This is a genomic window from Pseudomonas sp. PvP009 (genome assembly GCF_017832995.1).
GTDB classification, from domain to species: domain Bacteria; phylum Pseudomonadota; class Gammaproteobacteria; order Pseudomonadales; family Pseudomonadaceae; genus Aquipseudomonas; species Aquipseudomonas syringae.
This window is the reverse complement of sequence record NZ_JAFIBG010000001.1, coordinates 4,299,329-4,318,193: the sequence shown is the minus strand read 5'-3', so window position 1 is coordinate 4,318,193 and position 18,865 is coordinate 4,299,329. Positions and strand designations below refer to the sequence as shown.

Sequence of the window (18,865 nt, the reverse complement as noted above, 5' to 3'; positions counted from 1 at the left end):
TGTTACGGTTGTCGGGTTCGTGTGTGTTTTTTTGCGTCCGGTGCGGTCGCTTCTGCGGTTGCGCTCCGCACAGCTTCATAGCGTTAGCCGAGCCGTTTCTGTAAGATTTGCCCCCCTAATTCGTGTCAGTGAGCGTTCGCTTTGTTGCAGAACATTCGTGTTGTCCTGGTCGGCACTACCCATCCCGGAAATATCGGCGGGGCTGCTCGCGCCATGAAAAACATGGGGCTTTCGCGTCTGGTGCTGGTTGATCCGCGCATTTTCCCTTCGCCCGATGCCGATGCGCGTGCGTCCGGGGCTACCGACATTCTCGAGGGCGCGCAGGTGGTGGCGACCCTTGAAGAAGCGCTGGTCGGCTGCCGTCTGGTGCTGGGCACCAGCGCGCGGGATCGAAGCCTGCCGTGGCCTATGCTGGATCCGCGTGCCTCGGGTGAAAAAGTCATCGAGCAGGCCGGCGAGGGTGCCGAGGTGGCGCTGGTGTTCGGTCGCGAACATGCGGGCCTGACCAACGAAGAGCTGCAGCGCTGCCACTTCCATGTGCACATCCCGTCAGACCCTGCGTTTAGCTCGCTCAATCTGGCGGCTGCCGTACAGGTGCTCAGTTATGAAGTGCGCGTGGCCTGGCTGGCTGCCACGGAGCAGGGCGAGGCTTCCAGACCTGCGTCGGCGCACAATGCCGAGCTGGCGACGATGGACGAAATGGAAGGTTTCTATACCCACCTTGAGGCCACGCTTGTGGCCATCGGCTTTCTTGATCCGGAAAAGCCGCGGCATCTGATGGCCCGGCTGCGCAGGCTGTACGGGCGTAGCGAAGTCGAGCGATCCGAGCTGAGTATTCTGCGCGGTGTGCTCACCGAAACCCAGAAAGCCGCACGTGGTGAACCCTACAAGCGAAAGGATCAGTGATGTTCGAGCGTCTGCGAGAAGACATTCAAAGCGTATTCCACCGCGATCCTGCGGCGCGCAATGCCTTTGAAGTCCTGACCTGCTATCCGGGGATGCATGCCATCTGGCTGCACCGCTTCGCCCATATCCTGTGGTGCACCGGCTGGAAATGGCCGGCGCGTGTGGTGTCGAACTTCGGGCGCTGGATGACCGGTATCGAGATCCATCCAGGTGCGCGTATAGGTCGCCGTTTTTTCATCGATCACGGTATGGGCATCGTGATCGGTGAAACCGCCGAGATCGGCAATGACGTCACCCTCTACCAGGGCGTGACCCTGGGTGGCACCAGCTGGAATGCCGGCAAGCGCCATCCGACGCTGGAAGATGGTGTGGTGGTCGGGGCGGGTGCCAAGGTGCTCGGGCCATTCACGGTGGGGGCGGGCGCCAAGATCGGCTCCAACGCAGTGGTCACCAAGGCTGTGCCTGCGGGCGCAACCGCAGTGGGCATCCCGGGGCGGATCATCGTCAAGTCGGACGACGAGGTTGAGGCCAGGCGCAAAGCCATGGCCGAGAAGCTCGGCTTTGATGCCTACGGTGTCAGTGCAGATATGCCTGATCCGGTCGCGCGCGCCATTGGCCAGTTGCTTGACCATTTGCAGGCTGTCGACGGTCGTCTTGAAGGCATGTGTGATGCGCTCGGCAGGCTTGGCAGCGACTACCGCGCCAAGGAGTTGCCGGAGCTGCGCGATGAGGTGTTCGACTGCGTGAAAGACCGTCAGGACGACAAGGTCGGCTAGGTATTGCAGCGGGCGAGCGCGTGCCATTACGCCGCACCTTTGCTATGATGCAGCCCGCACTTTTCGCTAATCCCGACTGTTTTACTTGGTCTAATAGTTGACTCTTTTACTCGGGAATAGCATACTCGCTCTCATTCCGAATCTCTGCGGTATACGCCATGCGACTGACTACTAAAGGCCGATACGCTGTAACAGCCATGCTTGACCTGGCGTTGCATGCGCAGAACGGGCCAGTGTCTCTGGCCGACATCTCCGAGCGGCAGGGTATTTCCCTGTCCTACCTCGAGCAGCTGTTCGCCAAGCTGCGTCGCGGCAATCTGGTTTCCAGTGTTCGTGGTCCGGGTGGTGGTTACCAGCTGTCGCGCGACATGAAAGGCATCCAGGTTGCTCAGGTTGTCGATGCAGTCAATGAATCGGTCGATGCTACGCGGTGTCAGGGTCTGGGCGATTGCCACGCTGGCGATACCTGCCTGACCCATCACTTGTGGTGCGACCTGAGCCAGCAGATTCACGAATTTCTAAGCGGTATCAGCTTGGCGGATCTTGTCACTCGCCGTGAGGTACAAGAAGTCGCTCAGCGCCAGGATATGCGCCGTGGTCATAACCACATGTCGCAACTGGGTAAGATCGAAACGTCCGCCGTCGAATGAACGCAGATGAATGAGCGGTGCGCCTGCCTGATAGGAGAGCTTCAATGAAATTGCCAATTTACCTCGACTACTCCGCGACGACCCCGGTCGATCCGCGTGTCGCGCAGAAAATGATCGATTGCCTGACCGTCGAAGGAAACTTCGGCAACCCGGCCTCGCGCTCCCACGTCTTTGGCTGGAAAGCCGAAGAAGCGGTCGAGAATGCCCGTCGTCAGGTCGCTGATCTGGTCAGCGCCGATCCGCGCGAAATCGTCTGGACCTCGGGTGCTACCGAATCCAACAACCTGGCTATCAAGGGTGTTGCGCATTTCTACGCCAGTAAAGGCAAGCACCTGATCACCTCCAAGGTTGAACACAAGGCTGTCCTCGACACCACTCGCCAGCTGGAACGCGAAGGTTTCGAAGTGACCTACATCGAGCCGGGTGAAGACGGCCTGATCACGCCTTCCATGATTGAGGCGGCACTGCGCGACGACACCATTCTGGTTTCGATCATGCATGTGAACAACGAGATCGGCACCATCAACGATATCGCCGCGATCGGTGAACTGACGCGCTCGCGCGGTGTGCTGTTCCACGTCGATGGCGCGCAGTCGACCGGCAAGGTTGAAATCGATCTGGCCAGCCTCAAGGTTGACCTGATGTCGTTCTCTGCACACAAGACCTACGGCCCTAAAGGCATCGGCGCACTCTACGTAAGCCGCAAGCCTCGTGTTCGCCTTGAAGCGACCATGCACGGCGGTGGTCATGAGCGGGGCATGCGTTCCGGCACCCTGGCGACTCACCAGATCGTCGGCATGGGCGAAGCATTCCGTATCGCCAAAGAAGAAATGGCTGCTGAAAACGTGCGCATCAAGGCACTCAGCGATCGTTTCTTCAAGCAGGTCGAAAATCTGGAAGAGCTGTACGTCAACGGCAGCCTGACTGCCCGGGTACCGCACAACCTGAACCTGAGCTTCAACTACGTCGAAGGCGAGTCGCTGATCATGGCGCTCAAGGATCTGGCGGTATCGTCCGGTTCGGCCTGTACCTCGGCGTCGCTTGAGCCTTCGTACGTGCTGCGTGCCCTGGGTCGCAACGATGAGCTGGCACACAGCTCGATTCGTTTCACCTTCGGCCGCTTCAGCACCGAAGAAGAAATCGATTACGCCGCGCAGAAGGTTTGCGAGGCGGTTACCCGGCTGCGCACACTGTCGCCGCTGTGGGACATGTTCAAAGACGGCGTCGACATCTCCAAGATCGAGTGGGCGGCGCACTAATTTAAAGTCGCCTCCAATACAGGTCATGGGCAATTGCGCGTGACCTGCAGAGCGGCTCCCTGATGTGAGAGGAATAGAATCATGGCTTACAGCGAAAAGGTCATCGACCACTACGAAAATCCACGTAACGTCGGCAAGATGAACGCGGAAGATCCTGATGTGGGCACCGGCATGGTCGGCGCTCCTGCGTGCGGCGACGTGATGCGTCTGCAGATCAAGGTCAACGAGCAGGGCGTTATCGAAGACGCCAAGTTCAAGACCTACGGCTGTGGTTCGGCCATTGCGTCCAGCTCCCTGGCGACCGAGTGGATGAAAGGCAAGACTCTGGACGAAGCAGAGACCATCAAGAACACTCAGCTGGCTGAAGAGCTGGCGCTGCCGCCAGTGAAGATTCACTGCTCGGTACTCGCTGAAGACGCCATCAAGGCGGCCGTTCGCGACTACAAGCAGAAGAAAGGTCTGCTGTAAGCAGGCTTTTCAACAGAAGCTTGCGACAGAGTTAACTGCAACAGGCTAATGCAACAGGCTAAGGAGTTCCGATGGCTATCAGCATGACAGAAGCTGCCGCTAACCACGTACGACGTTCCCTCGAGGGGCGCGGCAAGGGTGACGGCGTTCGTCTGGGTGTTCGCACCACAGGCTGTTCAGGTCTTGCCTATGTGCTCGAGTTCGTCGATGAGGCGGCCAGCGAAGACACCGTGTTTGAACTGCACGGCGTCAAGGTGATCATTGACCCGAAAAGTCTGGTCTATCTGGATGGCACCGAGCTCGACTTCGTGCGCGAAGGGTTGAACGAAGGCTTCAAGTTCAATAATCCCAACTCGCGCGGTGAGTGCGGCTGTGGCGAAAGCTTCAACGTCTGAGGCTTTTATTGTGGGTACTCCCTGTCACTTCGCCCTGTTCGACCTCAAGCCCGAGTTTCAGCTTGATCTTGACCAGTTGGCCACGCGTTACCGTGAGCTTGCGCGCAACGTGCATCCGGATCGTTTTGCGGATGCCCCCGAGCGTGAGCAGCGTGTGGCGCTGGAGCGCTCGGCCAGTCTCAACGAGGCCTATCAGACCCTGAAAAGCCCGCCGAAAAGGGCGCGTTATCTGCTGGCAATGAACGGCAACGAAGTGCCGCTCGAAGTCACGGTGCATGATCCCGAGTTTCTTCTGCAGCAGATGCAATTGCGCGAAGACCTCGAGGACTTGCAGGACGAGGCCGATCTGGCCGGCGTTGCGACCTTCAAGCGTCAGCTCAAGATCGCTCAGGACGAACTGAACCAGAGCTTCGCAGCCTGTTGGAATGATGCTGCACAACGCGAGCACGCTGAAAAGCTGATGCGGCGTATGCAGTTTCTCGACAAGCTCTCTCACGAAGTGCGCCAGTTAGAAGAGCGCCTCGACGATTAACCCCGCGCGGCTTCTGCCGCGCGCCAGTGATTATTCTGAACAGCATGGCTTTACTGCAGATCGCCGAACCCGGCCTGAGTCCTCAACCGCACCAGCGTCGTCTGGCTGTGGGTATCGACCTGGGCACTACCAATTCTCTGGTCGCTGCAGTACGCAGCGGCCTGTCCGAACCGCTGGCCGATGCAGAGGGGCAGGTCATTCTGCCGTCTGCCGTGCGCTATCACGCTGATCGTGTCGAAGTAGGGCAGTCAGCGAAGATCGCCGCCTCCCAGGACCCGTTCAATACCGTTCTTTCGGTCAAGCGTCTCATGGGTCGTGGTCTGACCGACGTCAAGCAACTGGGCGAGCAGCTGCCGTACCGGTTCGTCGGCGGTGAGTCGCACATGCCGTTCATCGACACCGTGCAGGGGCCGAAAAGCCCGGTCGAAGTGTCTGCCGACATCCTCAAGGTCCTGCGCCAGCGCGCAGAAGCCTCGCTGGGTGGCGAGCTGGTAGGTGCGGTGATCACCGTTCCTGCCTACTTCGATGATGCTCAGCGTCAGGCGACCAAGGACGCTGCCAGACTAGCGGGCCTCAATGTACTGCGGCTGCTCAATGAGCCTACGGCTGCGGCGGTGGCCTACGGCCTGGATCAAAAGGCCGAAGGCGTGGTTGCCATCTACGACCTGGGCGGCGGGACCTTCGACATCTCTATCCTGCGCCTGACCGGTGGTGTGTTTGAAGTACTGGCCACTGGCGGCGATACCGCTCTGGGTGGCGATGACTTCGATCATGCGATCGCCAGCTGGATTGTCGCTGATGCCGGTCTGTCTGCCGACATCGACCCTTCTGCGCAACGCAGCCTGCTGCAGGCTGCCTGCTCGGCCAAGGAAGCGCTGACTGACGCCGAGTCTGTCGAGGTCGCCTACGGTGAGTGGCGTGGCACGCTGACTCGCGAGGCGCTCAATGCGCTGATCGAACCTATGGTTGCGCGCAGCCTCAAGGCCTGTCGCCGAGCAGTACGTGATACCGGTATCGAGCTTGAAGAAGTCGAGGCGGTGGTCATGGTCGGCGGTTCGACCCGTGTTCCACGAGTGCGCGAAGCGGTGGCCGAGCTGTTCGGTCGTCAGCCGTTGACCGAGATCGACCCGGATCAGGTGGTAGCCATCGGGGCTGCGATCCAGGCCGATACTCTGGCCGGCAACAAGCGTGACGGTGGCGAACTGCTGCTCCTCGATGTGATTCCGCTCTCGCTGGGGCTGGAAACCATGGGCGGGCTGATGGAGAAGGTCATTCCGCGCAACACCACCATTCCTGTGGCACGTGGTCAGGAATTCACCACGTACAAGGATGGCCAGACGGCCATGAAGATTCATGTCCTGCAGGGCGAGCGTGAATTGATCAGCGACTGTCGTTCGCTGGCGCGCTTCGAACTGCGTGGCATCCCGCCGATGGTCGCGGGTGCGGCAAAGATTCGTGTCACCTTCCAGGTCGATGCAGACGGTTTGCTCAGCGTTTCGGCGCGTGAAATGGGCTCGGGTATCGAGTCGAGCATTCAGGTCAAGCCGTCCTACGGGCTGACCGATGACGAGGTCACTCGTATGCTCAAGGATTCCTTCGAGTATGCCGGCGACGACAAGGTCGCTCGTGTGCTGCGTGAGCATCAGGTTGATGCCGAGCGCCTGCTCGAAGCTGTTCAGGGTGCCCTGGACGCCGATGGCGAGCGTCTTCTCGACGAAGAAGAGCGCCTGGTCATCAACCTGCAGATGGACGAACTCCGTGAACTGATGCAAGGCACCGATGGTTATGCCATCGAGCAGCAGACCAAGCGTCTGTCGCAGGTGACCGATGCATTTGCTGCCCGACGCCTCGATTCGACGGTAAAAGCCGCACTGGCCGGGCGCAACTTGAATGAAATTGAGGAATAACTGATGCCGCAGGTGATTTTTCTGCCCCACGCCGAGCATTGCCCGGACGGGCTGGTTGTAGAAGTGGAGCCCGGCACGTCTATTCTCGAGATTGCCCACGAGCACCACATCGAGATTGAAAGCGCCTGTGGTGGCGTGTGTGCGTGCACTACCTGCCATTGCGTCATTCGCGAAGGGTTCAATTCGCTGGATGAGGCCGATGAGCTGGAAGAAGACATGCTCGACAAGGCTTGGGGGCTGGAGCCGCAGTCGCGTCTGTCCTGTCAGGCCATTGTCGGCAACGAAGACCTCACGGTCGAAATACCCAAGTATTCGCTCAACCACGCCGCTGAAGCGCCGCACTGATTCAAGGATTGCTCATGAGTCTCAAATGGGTTGATGTGCAGGAAATCGCCATCCAGCTGGCTGAAAGCCACCCGGAAGTAAATCCGCTGACCGTAAATTTCGTCAAACTGCGCAATCTGGTCATCGCCTTGCCCGAATTCGATGATGTCCCGGATCGCGGCGGGGAAAAGGTTCTTGAGGCGATCCAGGGGTTATGGATCGAAGAGGCCGATTGACGTTCAGTAACGCGCGCAGTTAGGCAATACACCAGAACCCGCGTATAATTCGCGGGTTTAATTTTTCGCTTCAATCACTGCTTCTGGAGTTTCACCATGGCTGTTCAACGTACTTTCTCCATCATCAAGCCTGACGCCGTTGCCAAGAACGTAATCGGCGAGATCACCACTCGTTTCGAAAAAGCCGGTCTGCGCGTTGTCGCTTCCAAGCTGAAGCAACTGTCCAAGGCCGAAGCTGAAGGTTTCTACGCTGAGCACAGCGCTCGCGGTTTCTTCGGCGACCTGGTTGCTTTCATGATCTCCGGTCCGGTTGTCGTTCAGGTTCTGGAAGGCGAAAACGCTATCGCTCTGAACCGTGAGCTGATGGGCGCTACCAACCCTAAAGAAGCTGCTGCCGGCACCATCCGTGCTGACTTCGCTGATTCCATCGACGCCAACGCTGTTCACGGCTCCGATTCCGAAGCAGCCGCCGCTCGCGAAATCTCGTACTTCTTCGCAGCTACCGAAGTAACCGCTCGCTAAGTCATTTTTGACTGACGAGTGAAGGGTGAATTCATGATTGCATCGACTGGTAAAACCAACCTGCTGGGGCTGACTCAACAGGAAATGGAGAAATTCTTCGACTCTATCGGGGAGAAGCGCTTCCGTGCCGGTCAGGTCATGAAGTGGATTCACCACTTCGGCGTCGATGATTTCGACGCGATGACGAACGTCAGCAAGGCCCTGCGCGAAAAGCTCAAGGCCTGTGCTGAAGTTCGCGGTCCTGAAGTGGTCAGCGAGGACATCTCCAGCGACGGCACCCGTAAATGGGTGGTGCGCGTAGAGTCCGGCAGCTGTGTCGAGACCGTCTATATCCCGCAGGGCAAGCGCGGCACCTTGTGTGTTTCGTCCCAGGCGGGCTGTGCTCTGGATTGCAGTTTCTGCTCCACGGGCAAGCAAGGCTTCAACAGCAACCTCACCGCCGCCGAAGTCATCGGTCAGGTGTGGATTGCCAACAAATCCTTTGGCAGTGTCCCGGCGACCGTCGACCGTGCCATCACCAACGTGGTGATGATGGGCATGGGTGAGCCGCTGCTGAACTTCGACAATGTCATTGCCGCCATGCATCTGATGATGGATGACCTGGGGTATGGCATTTCCAAACGCCGGGTGACCTTGTCCACTTCCGGTGTGGTACCGATGATCGATGAGCTTTCCAAGCACATCGACGTGTCCCTGGCCTTGTCGCTGCACGCACCTAACGATGCGCTACGCAACCAGTTGGTGCCGCTCAACAAGAAATACCCGTTGAAAGTGCTTCTCGAGTCCTGCCGTCGCTACATGTCCAGTCTGGGCGAAAAACGTGTGCTTACCATCGAGTACACCATGCTCAAAGACATCAACGACAAGGTAGAGCACGCGGTCGAGATGATCGAACTGCTCAAGGACACGCCTTGCAAGATCAACCTGATTCCGTTCAACCCGTTTCCGCACTCCGGTTACGAGCGTCCCAGCAATAACGCGATACGTCGTTTTCAGGACCTGTTGCATCAGGCCGGTTATAACGTCACTGTGCGTACCACACGTGGTGAGGACATCGATGCTGCATGCGGCCAATTGGTCGGGCAGGTGATGGACCGCACACGTCGTAGCGAACGCTATATAGCCGTGCGTGAGTTGAGCGCCGAGGCCGATGCGGTCCCTGTCGCGGTGACTCGAACCTGACTGCGAACCTGATCGAGAGAGACTCCATGCCTGTGCGTGCCTCGCTGCTGCTCTGTGTTGTCGTTTTGCTGACAGCGTGCGTATCCACCGGCAATGTCAACCCGCTGACGACGGCCCAGGGGCGCGAGGAAGCGCGCAAGGCTTACGTGCAACTGGGGCTGGGTTATTTTCAGCAGGGCCAGACCGAGCGAGCCAAGGTTCCGCTGAAAAAGGCGCTGGAACTCGACAACTCGGATGCACAGGCCAACGCCGCGCTGGCCCTGGTGTTCCAGACAGAGATGGAGCCAGAGCTGGCCGAGCAGTACTTTCGCAAGGCGTTGGCCGCCAGCAATAACGAAACACGCATCGTCAACAATTACGGCAGTTTTCTGTTCGAACAAAAGCGTTACAAGGAAGCCTACGAGCGTTTTGAACAGGCGGCTGCCGACAACCTGTATCCTGAGCGGTCACGGGTTTTTGAAAGCCTGGGCATGACCTCGCTGAAATTGGGCAACCGCGAGCAGGCTCGCGAGCATTTTACCAAGGCATTGCGCCTGGACCGTCAGTTGCCGTTATCCTTGCTGGAAATGGCTCAGCTGTCCTACGAAGACAAGCAATATGTGCCGGCGCGTGACTATTACGACCGTTTTAGCCAACTCAGCGAGCAAAATGCACGTAGTCTATTGCTCGGTACACGGCTGGCGAAGATATATGATGATCGTAACAAGGCGGCCAGCTTTGGCCTGCTGTTGAAAAGACTCTATCCCGGTACGCCGGAATATCAGCAATACCTGTCGGAGCAATGATGAAAGCGGCGCATCCCGAAGTTGTAGCAACCAATCGCGTGAATCCTGGAGAAACCCTGCGCCAGGCCCGCGAGAGCAGGAGCTGGTCGCTGCCAGATGTGGCCTTGAGACTCAATCTCACCGTGACCTCCCTGACCAATCTGGAGAACGGCCAGTTTGAAAAGCTGCCTGGGCATACGTTTGCCCGGGGCTACGTGCGTGCCTACGCCAAACTGCTTGAGCTTGATCAGGCGGCGCTGGTCGAACAGTTCGACCAGTTCACCGGCACTGACGGTAAAGGCAGTTCGGTTCACGCGCTGGGCCGTATCGAAGAGCCGGTCAGGCTGTCGCACAACATTCTGCGTATCGTCAGCCTGCTGTTGCTGGTGATCCTCGTCGGCGGTGGTTTCTTCTGGTGGCAGGATCAGGCGACCTTGCGCGGCAAGGATCAGTCCGGGCTGAACATGGAGCACGTCGAAGTCGAAAGCGCTGACGGCACCACGCAGATTCACCCGCTTGACGAACCGGACGAGCCTGCTGTGGCTGAAACGCCTGCCTCCGGGCAAACTTCCTTGCCGTTGAATACCGGTGCGCCTGCCAGTGAGGCGCCAGCTGCTGCGCCTGCGGCACCGGCTTCCAGCGTCACAGGCCACGCAACCGCACAACCACAGACACCTGCTGCCGCTACGCCACCGGCGAGCGCGCCTCAAGCCCCCGTTGCTGCGCCGAACGTGCCGTCGATGCCGACTGCACCTGCCGAGCAGCCGGCGCCTGTCGTAGCGGGTGCCGGTCAGGTGACCGTACAGTTCGTTGCCGACTGCTGGACCCAGGTCACTGACGGGAACGGCAAGGTGCTGGTCAGCGGCCTCAAGCGCAAGGGCGAGAGTCTGGATGTCAACGGCAAGCCGCCGTTGACCCTGCGTCTGGGTTACGCGCGCGGTGCGCAGGTCAGCTACAACGGTCAGCCTGTGGATGTAGCACCTTTTACCAGCGGCGAAACTGCTCGCCTGAAGCTAGGGCAATAAGTCATGCACGGCGAATCTCCAATCAAGCGTCGCGAATCCCGGAAAATATGGGTCGGTTCCGTACCGGTCGGCGGTGATGCGCCGATCGCGGTGCAGAGCATGACCAACAGTGATACCAACGATGTCGCCGCTACCGTGGCACAGATCAATCGTCTCGAAGCGGCAGGTGTCGACATCGTGCGTGTTTCGGTGCCGGACATGGACGCTGCCGAAGCATTCGGCCGCATCAAGCAACTGGTCAAGGTGCCGCTGGTCGCCGACATTCACTTCGATCACCGCATCGCCTTGCGTGTGGCGGAGCTGGGCGTCGACTGTCTGCGTATCAACCCGGGCAACATCGGTCGTGAAGACCGTGTGCGGGCCGTGGTCGATGCTGCGCGCGATCGCGGCATCCCGATCCGTATCGGCGTCAATGCCGGTTCGCTGGAAAAAGATCTGCAGAAGAAGTACGGCGAGCCCACGCCAGAGGCTCTGGTAGAGTCTGCGCTGCGCCATGTCGAGCACCTGGAGCGCCTGAACTTTCAGGACTTCAAGGTCAGCGTCAAGGCTTCCGATGTGTTCATGGCGGTCGCTGCCTATCGGCTGCTGGCCAAAGAGATCGTTCAGCCGCTGCACCTGGGCATCACCGAAGCCGGTGGCTTGCGTTCGGGTACGGTGAAATCGGCTGTCGGTCTCGGTATGCTGCTTGCCGAAGGAATTGGCGATACTATCCGCATCTCGCTGGCGGCTGACCCGGTCGAGGAAGTGAAGGTCGGGTACGACATTCTCAAATCGTTGCGCCTTCGTTCGCGTGGAATCAACTTCATCGCCTGCCCGAGCTGCTCGCGGCAGAACTTCGATGTGGTCAAGACCATGAACGAGCTGGAAGGTCGCCTCGAGGATTTGCTGGTTCCGCTCGATGTCGCGGTCATCGGTTGTGTGGTCAACGGTCCGGGCGAAGCCAAAGAGGCGCATATCGGCCTGACCGGTGGCACGCCGAACCTGATCTACATCGACGGCAAGCCCGCGCAGAAACTGACCAATGACAATCTCGTGAATGAGCTGGAACGCTTGATTCGCGAGAAAGCGGCTGAAAAAGCCGAAGCCGACGCCTCGGTCATCGTGCGCGGCTAACCCGGATTGCTAAGGATTTTCTGTGAGTAAGTCTCTACAAGCCATTCGTGGCATGAACGACATTCTGCCCGAGCAGACGCCGCTGTGGCGTCACTTCGAAGGCACTGTTGCCCGTCTGCTGGATAACTACGGTTACCGGCAGATTCGTATGCCTATCGTCGAATTCACCGAGCTGTTCAAGCGCTCCATCGGTGAAGTGACCGATATCGTCGAGAAAGAGATGTACACCTTCGCCGACCGTAACGGTGACTCTCTGACCCTGCGCCCTGAAGGCACTGCCGCGTGCGTGCGTGCGGTCCTCGAGCACGGCATCACTGGCGGCGGCCAGGTTCAGAAACTGTGGTACATCGGTCCGATGTTCCGTCACGAGCGTCCGCAGAAAGGCCGTTATCGTCAGTTTCACCAGATCGGTGTCGAGGTCTTCAACCTGGACGGTCCGGATATCGATGCCGAACTGATCGTCATGACCTGGCGCCTGTGGGGCCTGCTGGGCATTCGCAACGCTGTCAAGCTCGAGCTGAACAGCCTGGGCACCACCGAGGCGCGTGCGCGTTATCGCGATGCGCTGGTCGAATACCTCTCGGCACGTCTCGACCAACTGGACGAAGACAGCCAGCGCCGACTGAAAACCAACCCGCTGCGCGTGCTGGACACCAAGCACCCTGAAACCCAGGCTGTGCTGGTCGATGCGCCGAAACTGGCGGACTACCTGGATGACGAATCCCGCGTTCACTTCGAAGGCCTGAAGGCCCGTCTGGACGCCGCCGGTATTCCTTATGTGATCAATCCCAAGCTGGTGCGTGGCCTGGATTACTACAGCAAGACCGTTTTCGAGTGGGTCACCGATCAACTCGGTGCCCAGGGTACGGTCTGTGCGGGCGGTCGTTACGACGGTCTGGTCGAGCAGATGGGCGGCAAGCCTACTGCAGGCGTCGGTTTCGCGATGGGCATCGAGCGACTGGTTCTGCTGCTCGAAACCCTTGAGCAGGTGCCGGAAGAAATTGCCCGTCAGGTCGATGTCTACCTGTGCGCATTCGGCGAAGCGGCTGAGCTGGCCGCACTGGCACTTACCGAAAAGGTCCGTGATCAGTTGCCGACCCTGCGCTTGCAGGTCAACGCCGGTGCCGGCAGCTTCAAGAGCCAGTTCAAGAAAGCCGACAAGAGCGGTGCGCTGTACGCGCTGATCCTCGGCGAAGAAGAACTGGCGGCGAAGGTCATTGGCGTCAAACCCCTGCGTGGCCAGGGTGAACAACAAAATATTGCCTGGGATGCTCTGTCAGAGCACCTGGCCTCCTGCGTCGTGCAGGGTTGAAGCTGATTTAACAGCCGTTTAGCGAATAGGAGTATTGGGGTGTCGGGTACCGAAGATGAAGAGCTGGCGGTAATGAAGGACTGGTGGCAGCGCAACGGCAAACCTCTGTTGACCGGCGGTCTGCTGGCCCTGGTCGTGGTTCTGGGTTGGCAGTTCTGGCACAGGTATCAGGCCAGCCAGTCGCAAGGCGCCTCGATGCTTTATCAGCAATTGCTGGAAACCGCACTGACGCCCAGTGGCCAGGCAGACACCGCACGTGTCGCCGAGATCTCCGGCAAACTGAAAAGCGAATTCGGTGGCACTACCTACGCACAGTTCGGTAGCCTGTTCGTCGCCAAGGTGGCGGTCGATGCCGGCAAGCTGGATGATGCTGCAGCCGAGCTGAAACCCGTGGCCGACAAACCTGCCAACGACACGCTGGGCGAGATTGCCCGTCAGCGTCTGGCACGCGTGCTGGCTGCGCAGAACAAGACCGATGACGCGCTGAAGCTGCTCGACGGCGATGCCGACAAGGCTTTCCTCGCCAGTCGTGAAGAACTCAAGGGTGACCTGCTGGTACAGCTGGGTCGTACCGACGAGGCGTATGCTGCATACCAAAAGGCCAAATCTGCTCTGTCCGAAGATGCAGCAGTGGGTGGCCTGCAAATGAAGCTCGACGATCTGGCGAAAGGGGATGCGTGACGTGATTCGTTGGAAACATGCAGCATTGCTGGCTCTGGCCATTCTGGCCGCGGGTTGCAGCAGCAACAGCAAAAAGGAATTGCCTCCGGCCGAGCTGACCGACTTCAAAGAAGAAGTGGTTTTGCACAAGCAGTGGAGCCGTTCCGTTGGCGACGGTCAGGGCAAGACTTACAACATGCTCGTGCCGGCCATTGATGGCGACCGCATCTATGCGGCTGACGTCACGGGCGAAGTCGTGTCGCTGGACCGTCTGACCGGCGACGTGATCTGGAAGAAGGATCTCGACCTGCCCGTTTCCGGCGCAGTCGGCGTGGGCTATGGCCTGGTAATGATCGGCACCCTCAAGGGTGAAGTGATTGCCATGGACGCCACGTCCGGTGAGGAAAAGTGGCGCGCTCGTGTCACCAGCGAAGTGCTGGCTCCACCTGCCACCAACGGTTCTGTGGTCGTTGTCCAGACTCAGGATGACCGTATCGTCGGTTTCGACGCCTCTACCGGTTCGCAGCTCTGGATCTACGAAAGTACCCCAGCGGTGCTGACCCTGCGCGGCACTGGTGCTCCACTGGCAACCAACCGTCTTGCCGTAGCGGGTCTGTCGACCGGCAAGGTCGTCGCTCTGGACATCACCAACGGCGTGCCGGTCTGGGAACAGCGCGTTGCCATCCCGCAAGGTCGCTCGGAACTGGATCGTGTCGTCGATATCGACGGCGGCCTGTTGCTGTCCGGCGGTACGCTGTACGTCGCTACCTATCAGGGTCGCGTCGCCGGTCTCGATCTGGAAAGCGGTCGTGTGCTCTGGCAGCGTGATGCTTCGAGCTACTCGGGTGTCGCCCAGGGCTTTGGCAGCGTCTATGCCACTCTGGCCTCCGGTACTGTCGAAGGTATCGACGAGCGTTCGTCCTCTGCACTGTGGAGCAACGAATCACTGGCTCGCCGCCAGCTCGGCGCGCCGGAAGTGTATTCCAGCTATGTAGCGGTCGGTGACATGGAAGGCTACCTGCACCTGTTGAGCCAGGTGGACGGTCGTTTTGTCGGTCGCGAACGTATCGACAGCGACGGCCTGCGTGCGCGTCCGCTGGTGGTTGGGGACATGATTTACGTGTATGGCAACAGCGGCAAACTGGAAGCCCTGACCATCAAGCAATAAGTGTCCATGCCCGGGGCCATTGGCCTCGGGTGCCCTTGCTTCGGCAAGGCTGCGGTGCCTTTGTGGCATCGCCCCGAACTCCGGCCGCTGCCCTGCAGCGGCTTTTGTATTTTCTGAAATAACGAAGTGGAGAGCCGCATGGTTCCCGTAATCGCCCTGGTGGGTCGACCGAACGTCGGCAAGTCCACCATGTTCAACCGCCTGACCAGGACTCGCGACGCCATTGTCGGCGATCTGTCCGGTCTTACCCGTGATCGCCAATACGGAGAGGCGAAGTGGCAAGGGCGCTCCTATATTCTGATCGACACCGGCGGTATCTCCGGTGACGAGCATGGCATGGACGAAAAGATGGCCGAGCAGTCGCTGCTGGCCATTGAAGAAGCCGATGTGGTGCTGTTTCTGGTGGACGCCCGTGCGGGCTACACCGCTGCTGATCAGATGATTGGTGAGCACCTGCGCAAGCGCAACAAGCGTTCCTACGTGGTTGCCAACAAGATCGACAACATCGACGAGAACCTGGCACGCGCCGAGTTCAGCCCGATGGGTCTGGGCGACGCCATTCCGGTGGCCGGTGCCCATGGCCGTGGCATCTCGCAGATGCTCGAAATCGCCCTGCGGGAATTCCCCAGGGACGAGGACGAGCTTGAAGAAGGCGCTGAGGTCGAGGAAGTCGCCGAAGGTCAGGAAGCCAAGCGCATCCCCGGCCCGAGCGAGAAAGACGGCATCAAGATCGCCATCATCGGTCGTCCCAACGTCGGCAAGTCGACGCTGGTCAACCGCATGCTGGGTGAAGACCGGGTTATCGTCTATGACGAGCCAGGCACCACGCGCGACAGTATCTACATTCCCTTCGAGCGTAACGAAGAGAAGTACACGCTGATCGACACCGCCGGTGTGCGCAAGCGCGGCAAGATCCACGAGGAAGTCGAAAAGTTCTCGGTGGTCAAGACGCTGCAGGCCATCAAGGACGCCAACGTGGTGATCTTTGTGATGGACGCCCGCGAAGGAGTGGTCGACCACGACCTGAACCTGCTGGGCTTCGCCCTTGAAGCGGGTCGTGCGCTGGTCATCGCGCTGAACAAGTGGGACGGCATGACGCCGGGCGAACGCGATTTCGTGAAGATCGAGCTGGAGCGCCGCTTGTTCTTCGTCGACTTCGCCGACATCCACTTCATCTCCGCGCTGCACGGCACGGGCGTGGGCAACCTGTATCAGTCGGTACAGAACTCGTTCAAGTCAGCGGTCACACGCTGGCCAACCAGCCGCCTGACGCAGATTCTCGAAGATGCGGTCAGCGAGCATGCACCACCGATGGTCGGCAGCCGCCGCATCAAGCTGCGCTACGCCCACTTGGGTGGTGCCAACCCGCCGCTGATCGTGATCCACGGTAACCAGGTCGAGAAGGTACCCAAGTCCTACGTCCGCTACCTGGAAAACACCTATCGGCGTGTACTCAAACTGGTCGGTACGCCGATCCGTATCGAGTTCAAGGGCGGCGAGAACCCGTATGAAGGCAACAAGAACACGCTCACTGACCGTCAGGTCAACAAGAAGCGTCGGATGATGTCGCACCACAAGAAGGCCGACAAGAAGCGCCGCGACAAGCGTTGAGTCAGCATCGGGAAAAAGGCGCTTCGGCGCCTTTTTTTGTGGCCGTTTAATGGGCTATCCTGCTTGACCCGTGCCGCCCGGTGCCGGGAGATTGCAGGGAAAGGGTTCCATGATCGACAGCAAGTTGCCCAACGTGGGCACCACTATCTTCACCGTCATGTCACAGCTGGCCGCCGAAACCGGGGCTATCAACCTGTCCCAGGGGTTTCCCGATTTTGACGGGCCGCAGGCGCTGCGTGATGCGGTCTGCCGACATGTCACCCAAGGCCACAACCAATACTCCCCGATGACCGGGCTGCCTGCGCTTCGTCAGCAAGTCGCGGCAAAGATCGCCCGCAGCTATGGGCGTACGGTCAATCCGGACAGCGAAATCACTATCACGCCGGGTGCCACGCAGGCTATTTTCTGCGCGATCCACAGCGTGATTCGCGCCGGCGACGAAGTGATCATTTTCGACCCTTGCTATGACAGCTACGAGCCCGCCGTCGAACTGGCCGGTGGGCGCTGCGTCCATGTGCAACTGGGGCTGGATGACTTCGCCATCGACTGGCAAAAGCTGAGCGATGCGCTGAGCCCGCGTACCCGCATGATCGTCATCAACAGCCCGCACAACCCCAGCGGCGCGTTGATCAGCCGTGCAGAGCTCGATCGGCTGGCCGCGCTGATCGCGGATCGTGATATCTACCTGCTCAGCGATGAGGTCTATGAACACCTGGTGTTTGACGGCGCACGCCATGTCAGCGTGCTCGACCACGAAGCGTTGTATCAGCGCGCCTTCGTCGTCAGCTCGTTCGGCAAGACCTATCACGTCACAGGCTGGAAAACCGGTTACGTGGTCGCGCCGCCTGCGCTGACGTCCGAGCTGCGCAAGGTGCACCAATACGTGAGCTTCTGCGGTGTCACGCCGTTGCAGTACGCGTTGGCCGACTTCATGGCCGAACACCCGGAGCATGTCGACGAGCTGCCAGGCTTCTATCAGGCCAAGCGCGACTTTTTCTGTGGTCATCTGGCTGAGTCGCGTTTCAGCTTCCGGCCGGTGGGCGGGACTTATTTCCAGTTGGTCGATTACTCGCAGATCAGGCCCGACCTCAACGATGTCGACATGGCCTTGTGGATGACCCGCGAGCATGGCGTGGCGAGCATTCCGATTTCTGTGTTCTACCAGAGCCCTCCAGCAGGCCAGCGCCTGATCCGCTTGTGCTTCGCCAAACAGGAAGAGACGCTGCGTCAGGCGGCGGAGAAACTATGCGCGATATAAGCGGGCTACCAAACCTCAACCTCGCGCTGATCCAGACCACGCTGGCGTGGCATGATCGCGAGGCCAATCTCGAGCATTTCGAGCCATTGCTGGATCAGGCGCGCGGCGCAGACCTGGTGATCCTGCCAGAGATGTTCACCACCGGGTTCTCGATGGAGTCCGAGGCCCTGTCAGAACCGGAAGCCGGGCCTACATCGGTATGGCTATTGGCTCAGGCCAAGCGTATCAACGCCGTGGTGGCGGGCAGCGTCATGATGCGCGCCGCCGATGGCAGTCATCGCAATCGCCTGCTGTGGGCGCGACCGGATGGTGAGCTGCTGCATTACGACAAGCGCCACCTGTTTCGCATGGCCGGTGAGCACGAGCATTACACGCCGGGTGATCGCCAGGTGATGTTCGAACTCAACGGCTGGCGCGTGCGCCCGCTGATCTGCTACGACCTGCGCTTTCCGGTCTGGAGCCGTGACGCTCAGGACACCGACCTGTTGCTGTACACCGCCAACTGGCCGGGTGCGCGGCGTCTGCACTGGAATCGCTTGCTGCCTGCCAGAGCCATTGAAAACCTGTGCTATGTGGCGGCAGTCAATCGCGTTGGGTCGGACGGCAAGGGCTTTGCGTACACCGGTGACAGTCAGGTTCTGGATTTCCAGGGCGAGAGCCTGTTGAGCGTGGGCGAAGCGGACGGGGTGTTCAAGGCGACGCTTGGCGCGGCAGACTTGCATGCCTACCGCACACGGTTTCCAGCCGGGCTGGATGCTGATTCGTTTAATATTGAGTAAAAGTACTTCAGAATGTTT

At 59.5% G+C, this 18,865-nt stretch carries 21 protein-coding genes; all 21 read left to right on the top strand.

The window, feature by feature from the left end; genetic code table 11:
* Nucleotides 1-141: 141 nt before the first annotated feature.
* The 21 genes from trmJ to JOE29_RS18405 all read left to right on the top strand — a co-directional run bounded on the left by trmJ (nucleotide 142) and on the right by JOE29_RS18405 (nucleotide 18,847).
* Nucleotides 142-906: a tRNA (cytosine(32)/uridine(32)-2'-O)-methyltransferase TrmJ gene (trmJ, locus tag JOE29_RS18505; RefSeq protein ID WP_003339760.1), complete on the top strand. Its 765-nt coding sequence runs from the start codon at nucleotides 142-144 to the stop codon at nucleotides 904-906.
* Entirely contained in the window at nucleotides 906-1,682 is a 777-nt protein-coding gene (gene cysE / locus JOE29_RS18500) for a serine O-acetyltransferase (protein ID WP_096113202.1), read from the top strand. Before trmJ ends, cysE begins: the two co-directional genes overlap by 1 nt.
* A gap of 158 nt (nucleotides 1,683-1,840) precedes the next feature.
* Nucleotides 1,841-2,332, top strand: a complete 492-nt coding sequence (gene iscR / locus JOE29_RS18495) for a Fe-S cluster assembly transcriptional regulator IscR (RefSeq protein WP_002552474.1) — start codon at nucleotides 1,841-1,843, stop codon at nucleotides 2,330-2,332.
* A gap of 44 nt (nucleotides 2,333-2,376) precedes the next feature.
* A complete protein-coding gene (locus JOE29_RS18490) occupies nucleotides 2,377-3,591 on the top strand; it encodes an IscS subfamily cysteine desulfurase (RefSeq protein WP_003409112.1) in 1,215 nt (404 codons plus the stop codon).
* Between the two features lie 81 nt (nucleotides 3,592-3,672).
* Nucleotides 3,673-4,059: a Fe-S cluster assembly scaffold IscU gene (gene iscU, locus JOE29_RS18485; protein WP_002552476.1), complete on the top strand. Its 387-nt coding sequence runs from the start codon at nucleotides 3,673-3,675 to the stop codon at nucleotides 4,057-4,059.
* A 71-nt stretch (nucleotides 4,060-4,130) separates the two neighbouring features.
* A complete protein-coding gene (gene iscA / locus JOE29_RS18480; RefSeq protein WP_003314173.1) occupies nucleotides 4,131-4,454 on the top strand; it encodes an iron-sulfur cluster assembly protein IscA in 324 nt (107 codons plus the stop codon).
* 10 nt (nucleotides 4,455-4,464) lie between these two features.
* Nucleotides 4,465-4,986, top strand: a complete 522-nt coding sequence (gene hscB, locus JOE29_RS18475; RefSeq protein ID WP_003339753.1) for a co-chaperone HscB — start codon at nucleotides 4,465-4,467, stop codon at nucleotides 4,984-4,986.
* Between the two features lie 44 nt (nucleotides 4,987-5,030).
* Nucleotides 5,031-6,893: a Fe-S protein assembly chaperone HscA gene (gene hscA, locus JOE29_RS18470; protein WP_004418787.1), complete on the top strand. Its 1,863-nt coding sequence runs from the start codon at nucleotides 5,031-5,033 to the stop codon at nucleotides 6,891-6,893.
* Nucleotides 6,894-6,896: 3 nt separating this feature from the next.
* Nucleotides 6,897-7,238, top strand: a complete 342-nt coding sequence (gene fdx, locus JOE29_RS18465) for an ISC system 2Fe-2S type ferredoxin (RefSeq protein ID WP_004403126.1) — start codon at nucleotides 6,897-6,899, stop codon at nucleotides 7,236-7,238.
* A 14-nt stretch (nucleotides 7,239-7,252) separates the two neighbouring features.
* Nucleotides 7,253-7,453, top strand: coding sequence for a Fe-S cluster assembly protein IscX (gene iscX, locus JOE29_RS18460; protein WP_004403127.1), 201 nt, complete (start codon nucleotides 7,253-7,255; stop codon nucleotides 7,451-7,453).
* Nucleotides 7,454-7,549: 96 nt separating this feature from the next.
* Nucleotides 7,550-7,975 (top strand): nucleoside-diphosphate kinase, encoded by a 426-nt coding sequence (gene ndk / locus JOE29_RS18455; RefSeq protein WP_002552482.1) that lies wholly within the window; start codon nucleotides 7,550-7,552, stop codon nucleotides 7,973-7,975.
* A gap of 33 nt (nucleotides 7,976-8,008) precedes the next feature.
* A complete protein-coding gene (gene rlmN, locus JOE29_RS18450; RefSeq protein WP_137983832.1) occupies nucleotides 8,009-9,157 on the top strand; it encodes a 23S rRNA (adenine(2503)-C(2))-methyltransferase RlmN in 1,149 nt (382 codons plus the stop codon).
* Between the two features lie 26 nt (nucleotides 9,158-9,183).
* On the top strand, nucleotides 9,184-9,942 hold the full coding sequence (gene pilW, locus JOE29_RS18445) for a type IV pilus biogenesis/stability protein PilW (RefSeq protein ID WP_004403131.1): 759 nt from the start codon (nucleotides 9,184-9,186) through the stop codon (nucleotides 9,940-9,942).
* Entirely contained in the window at nucleotides 9,942-10,946 is a 1,005-nt protein-coding gene (locus JOE29_RS18440) for a RodZ family helix-turn-helix domain-containing protein (protein WP_024664418.1), read from the top strand. The genes pilW and JOE29_RS18440 overlap by 1 nt, the downstream gene beginning before the upstream one ends.
* 3 nt (nucleotides 10,947-10,949) lie before the next feature.
* Nucleotides 10,950-12,059, top strand: coding sequence for a flavodoxin-dependent (E)-4-hydroxy-3-methylbut-2-enyl-diphosphate synthase (ispG, locus tag JOE29_RS18435; protein ID WP_003339743.1), 1,110 nt, complete (start codon nucleotides 10,950-10,952; stop codon nucleotides 12,057-12,059).
* 22 nt (nucleotides 12,060-12,081) lie between these two features.
* Complete coding sequence (hisS, locus tag JOE29_RS18430; RefSeq protein ID WP_198705486.1) at nucleotides 12,082-13,371, top strand: histidine--tRNA ligase; 1,290 nt, start codon at nucleotides 12,082-12,084, stop codon at nucleotides 13,369-13,371.
* 39 nt (nucleotides 13,372-13,410) lie between these two features.
* Nucleotides 13,411-14,052 carry a tetratricopeptide repeat protein gene (locus tag JOE29_RS18425; protein ID WP_003409121.1) on the top strand — a complete coding sequence of 214 codons (642 nt, stop codon included), beginning with the start codon at nucleotides 13,411-13,413 and terminating at the stop codon, nucleotides 14,050-14,052.
* Entirely contained in the window at nucleotides 14,045-15,199 is a 1,155-nt protein-coding gene (bamB, locus tag JOE29_RS18420; RefSeq protein ID WP_003409122.1) for an outer membrane protein assembly factor BamB, read from the top strand. Before JOE29_RS18425 ends, bamB begins: the two co-directional genes overlap by 8 nt.
* Before the next feature lie 138 nt (nucleotides 15,200-15,337).
* On the top strand, nucleotides 15,338-16,810 hold the full coding sequence (gene der / locus JOE29_RS18415; RefSeq protein WP_003409123.1) for a ribosome biogenesis GTPase Der: 1,473 nt from the start codon (nucleotides 15,338-15,340) through the stop codon (nucleotides 16,808-16,810).
* 109 nt (nucleotides 16,811-16,919) lie between these two features.
* Nucleotides 16,920-18,068, top strand: coding sequence for a pyridoxal phosphate-dependent aminotransferase (locus JOE29_RS18410; RefSeq protein ID WP_024683228.1), 1,149 nt, complete (start codon nucleotides 16,920-16,922; stop codon nucleotides 18,066-18,068).
* Nucleotides 18,056-18,847 carry an amidohydrolase gene (locus JOE29_RS18405; RefSeq protein ID WP_161421208.1) on the top strand — a complete coding sequence of 264 codons (792 nt, stop codon included), beginning with the start codon at nucleotides 18,056-18,058 and terminating at the stop codon, nucleotides 18,845-18,847. The genes JOE29_RS18410 and JOE29_RS18405 overlap by 13 nt, the downstream gene beginning before the upstream one ends.
* Nucleotides 18,848-18,865 lie beyond the last annotated feature (18 nt).

What these genes read in the sequence shown, in the direction of transcription:
- cysE (WP_096113202.1), top strand. Translation starts at nt 906, where the DNA reads ATGTTCGAGCGTCTGCGAGAAGACATTCAAAGCGTATTCCACCGCGAT.
- iscR (WP_002552474.1), top strand. Translation starts at nt 1,841, where the DNA reads ATGCGACTGACTACTAAAGGCCGATACGCTGTAACAGCCATGCTTGAC.
- JOE29_RS18490 (WP_003409112.1), top strand. Translation starts at nt 2,377, where the DNA reads ATGAAATTGCCAATTTACCTCGACTACTCCGCGACGACCCCGGTCGAT.
- iscU (WP_002552476.1), top strand. Translation starts at nt 3,673, where the DNA reads ATGGCTTACAGCGAAAAGGTCATCGACCACTACGAAAATCCACGTAAC.
- iscA (WP_003314173.1), top strand. Translation starts at nt 4,131, where the DNA reads ATGGCTATCAGCATGACAGAAGCTGCCGCTAACCACGTACGACGTTCC.
- hscA (WP_004418787.1), top strand. Translation starts at nt 5,031, where the DNA reads ATGGCTTTACTGCAGATCGCCGAACCCGGCCTGAGTCCTCAACCGCAC.
- fdx (WP_004403126.1), top strand. Translation starts at nt 6,897, where the DNA reads ATGCCGCAGGTGATTTTTCTGCCCCACGCCGAGCATTGCCCGGACGGG.
- iscX (WP_004403127.1), top strand. Translation starts at nt 7,253, where the DNA reads ATGAGTCTCAAATGGGTTGATGTGCAGGAAATCGCCATCCAGCTGGCT.
- ndk (WP_002552482.1), top strand. Translation starts at nt 7,550, where the DNA reads ATGGCTGTTCAACGTACTTTCTCCATCATCAAGCCTGACGCCGTTGCC.
- rlmN (WP_137983832.1), top strand. Translation starts at nt 8,009, where the DNA reads ATGATTGCATCGACTGGTAAAACCAACCTGCTGGGGCTGACTCAACAG.
- pilW (WP_004403131.1), top strand. Translation starts at nt 9,184, where the DNA reads ATGCCTGTGCGTGCCTCGCTGCTGCTCTGTGTTGTCGTTTTGCTGACA.
- JOE29_RS18440 (WP_024664418.1), top strand. Translation starts at nt 9,942, where the DNA reads ATGAAAGCGGCGCATCCCGAAGTTGTAGCAACCAATCGCGTGAATCCT.
- ispG (WP_003339743.1), top strand. Translation starts at nt 10,950, where the DNA reads ATGCACGGCGAATCTCCAATCAAGCGTCGCGAATCCCGGAAAATATGG.
- bamB (WP_003409122.1), top strand. Translation starts at nt 14,045, where the DNA reads ATGCGTGACGTGATTCGTTGGAAACATGCAGCATTGCTGGCTCTGGCC.
- der (WP_003409123.1), top strand. Translation starts at nt 15,338, where the DNA reads ATGGTTCCCGTAATCGCCCTGGTGGGTCGACCGAACGTCGGCAAGTCC.
- JOE29_RS18410 (WP_024683228.1), top strand. Translation starts at nt 16,920, where the DNA reads ATGATCGACAGCAAGTTGCCCAACGTGGGCACCACTATCTTCACCGTC.
- JOE29_RS18405 (WP_161421208.1), top strand. Translation starts at nt 18,056, where the DNA reads ATGCGCGATATAAGCGGGCTACCAAACCTCAACCTCGCGCTGATCCAG.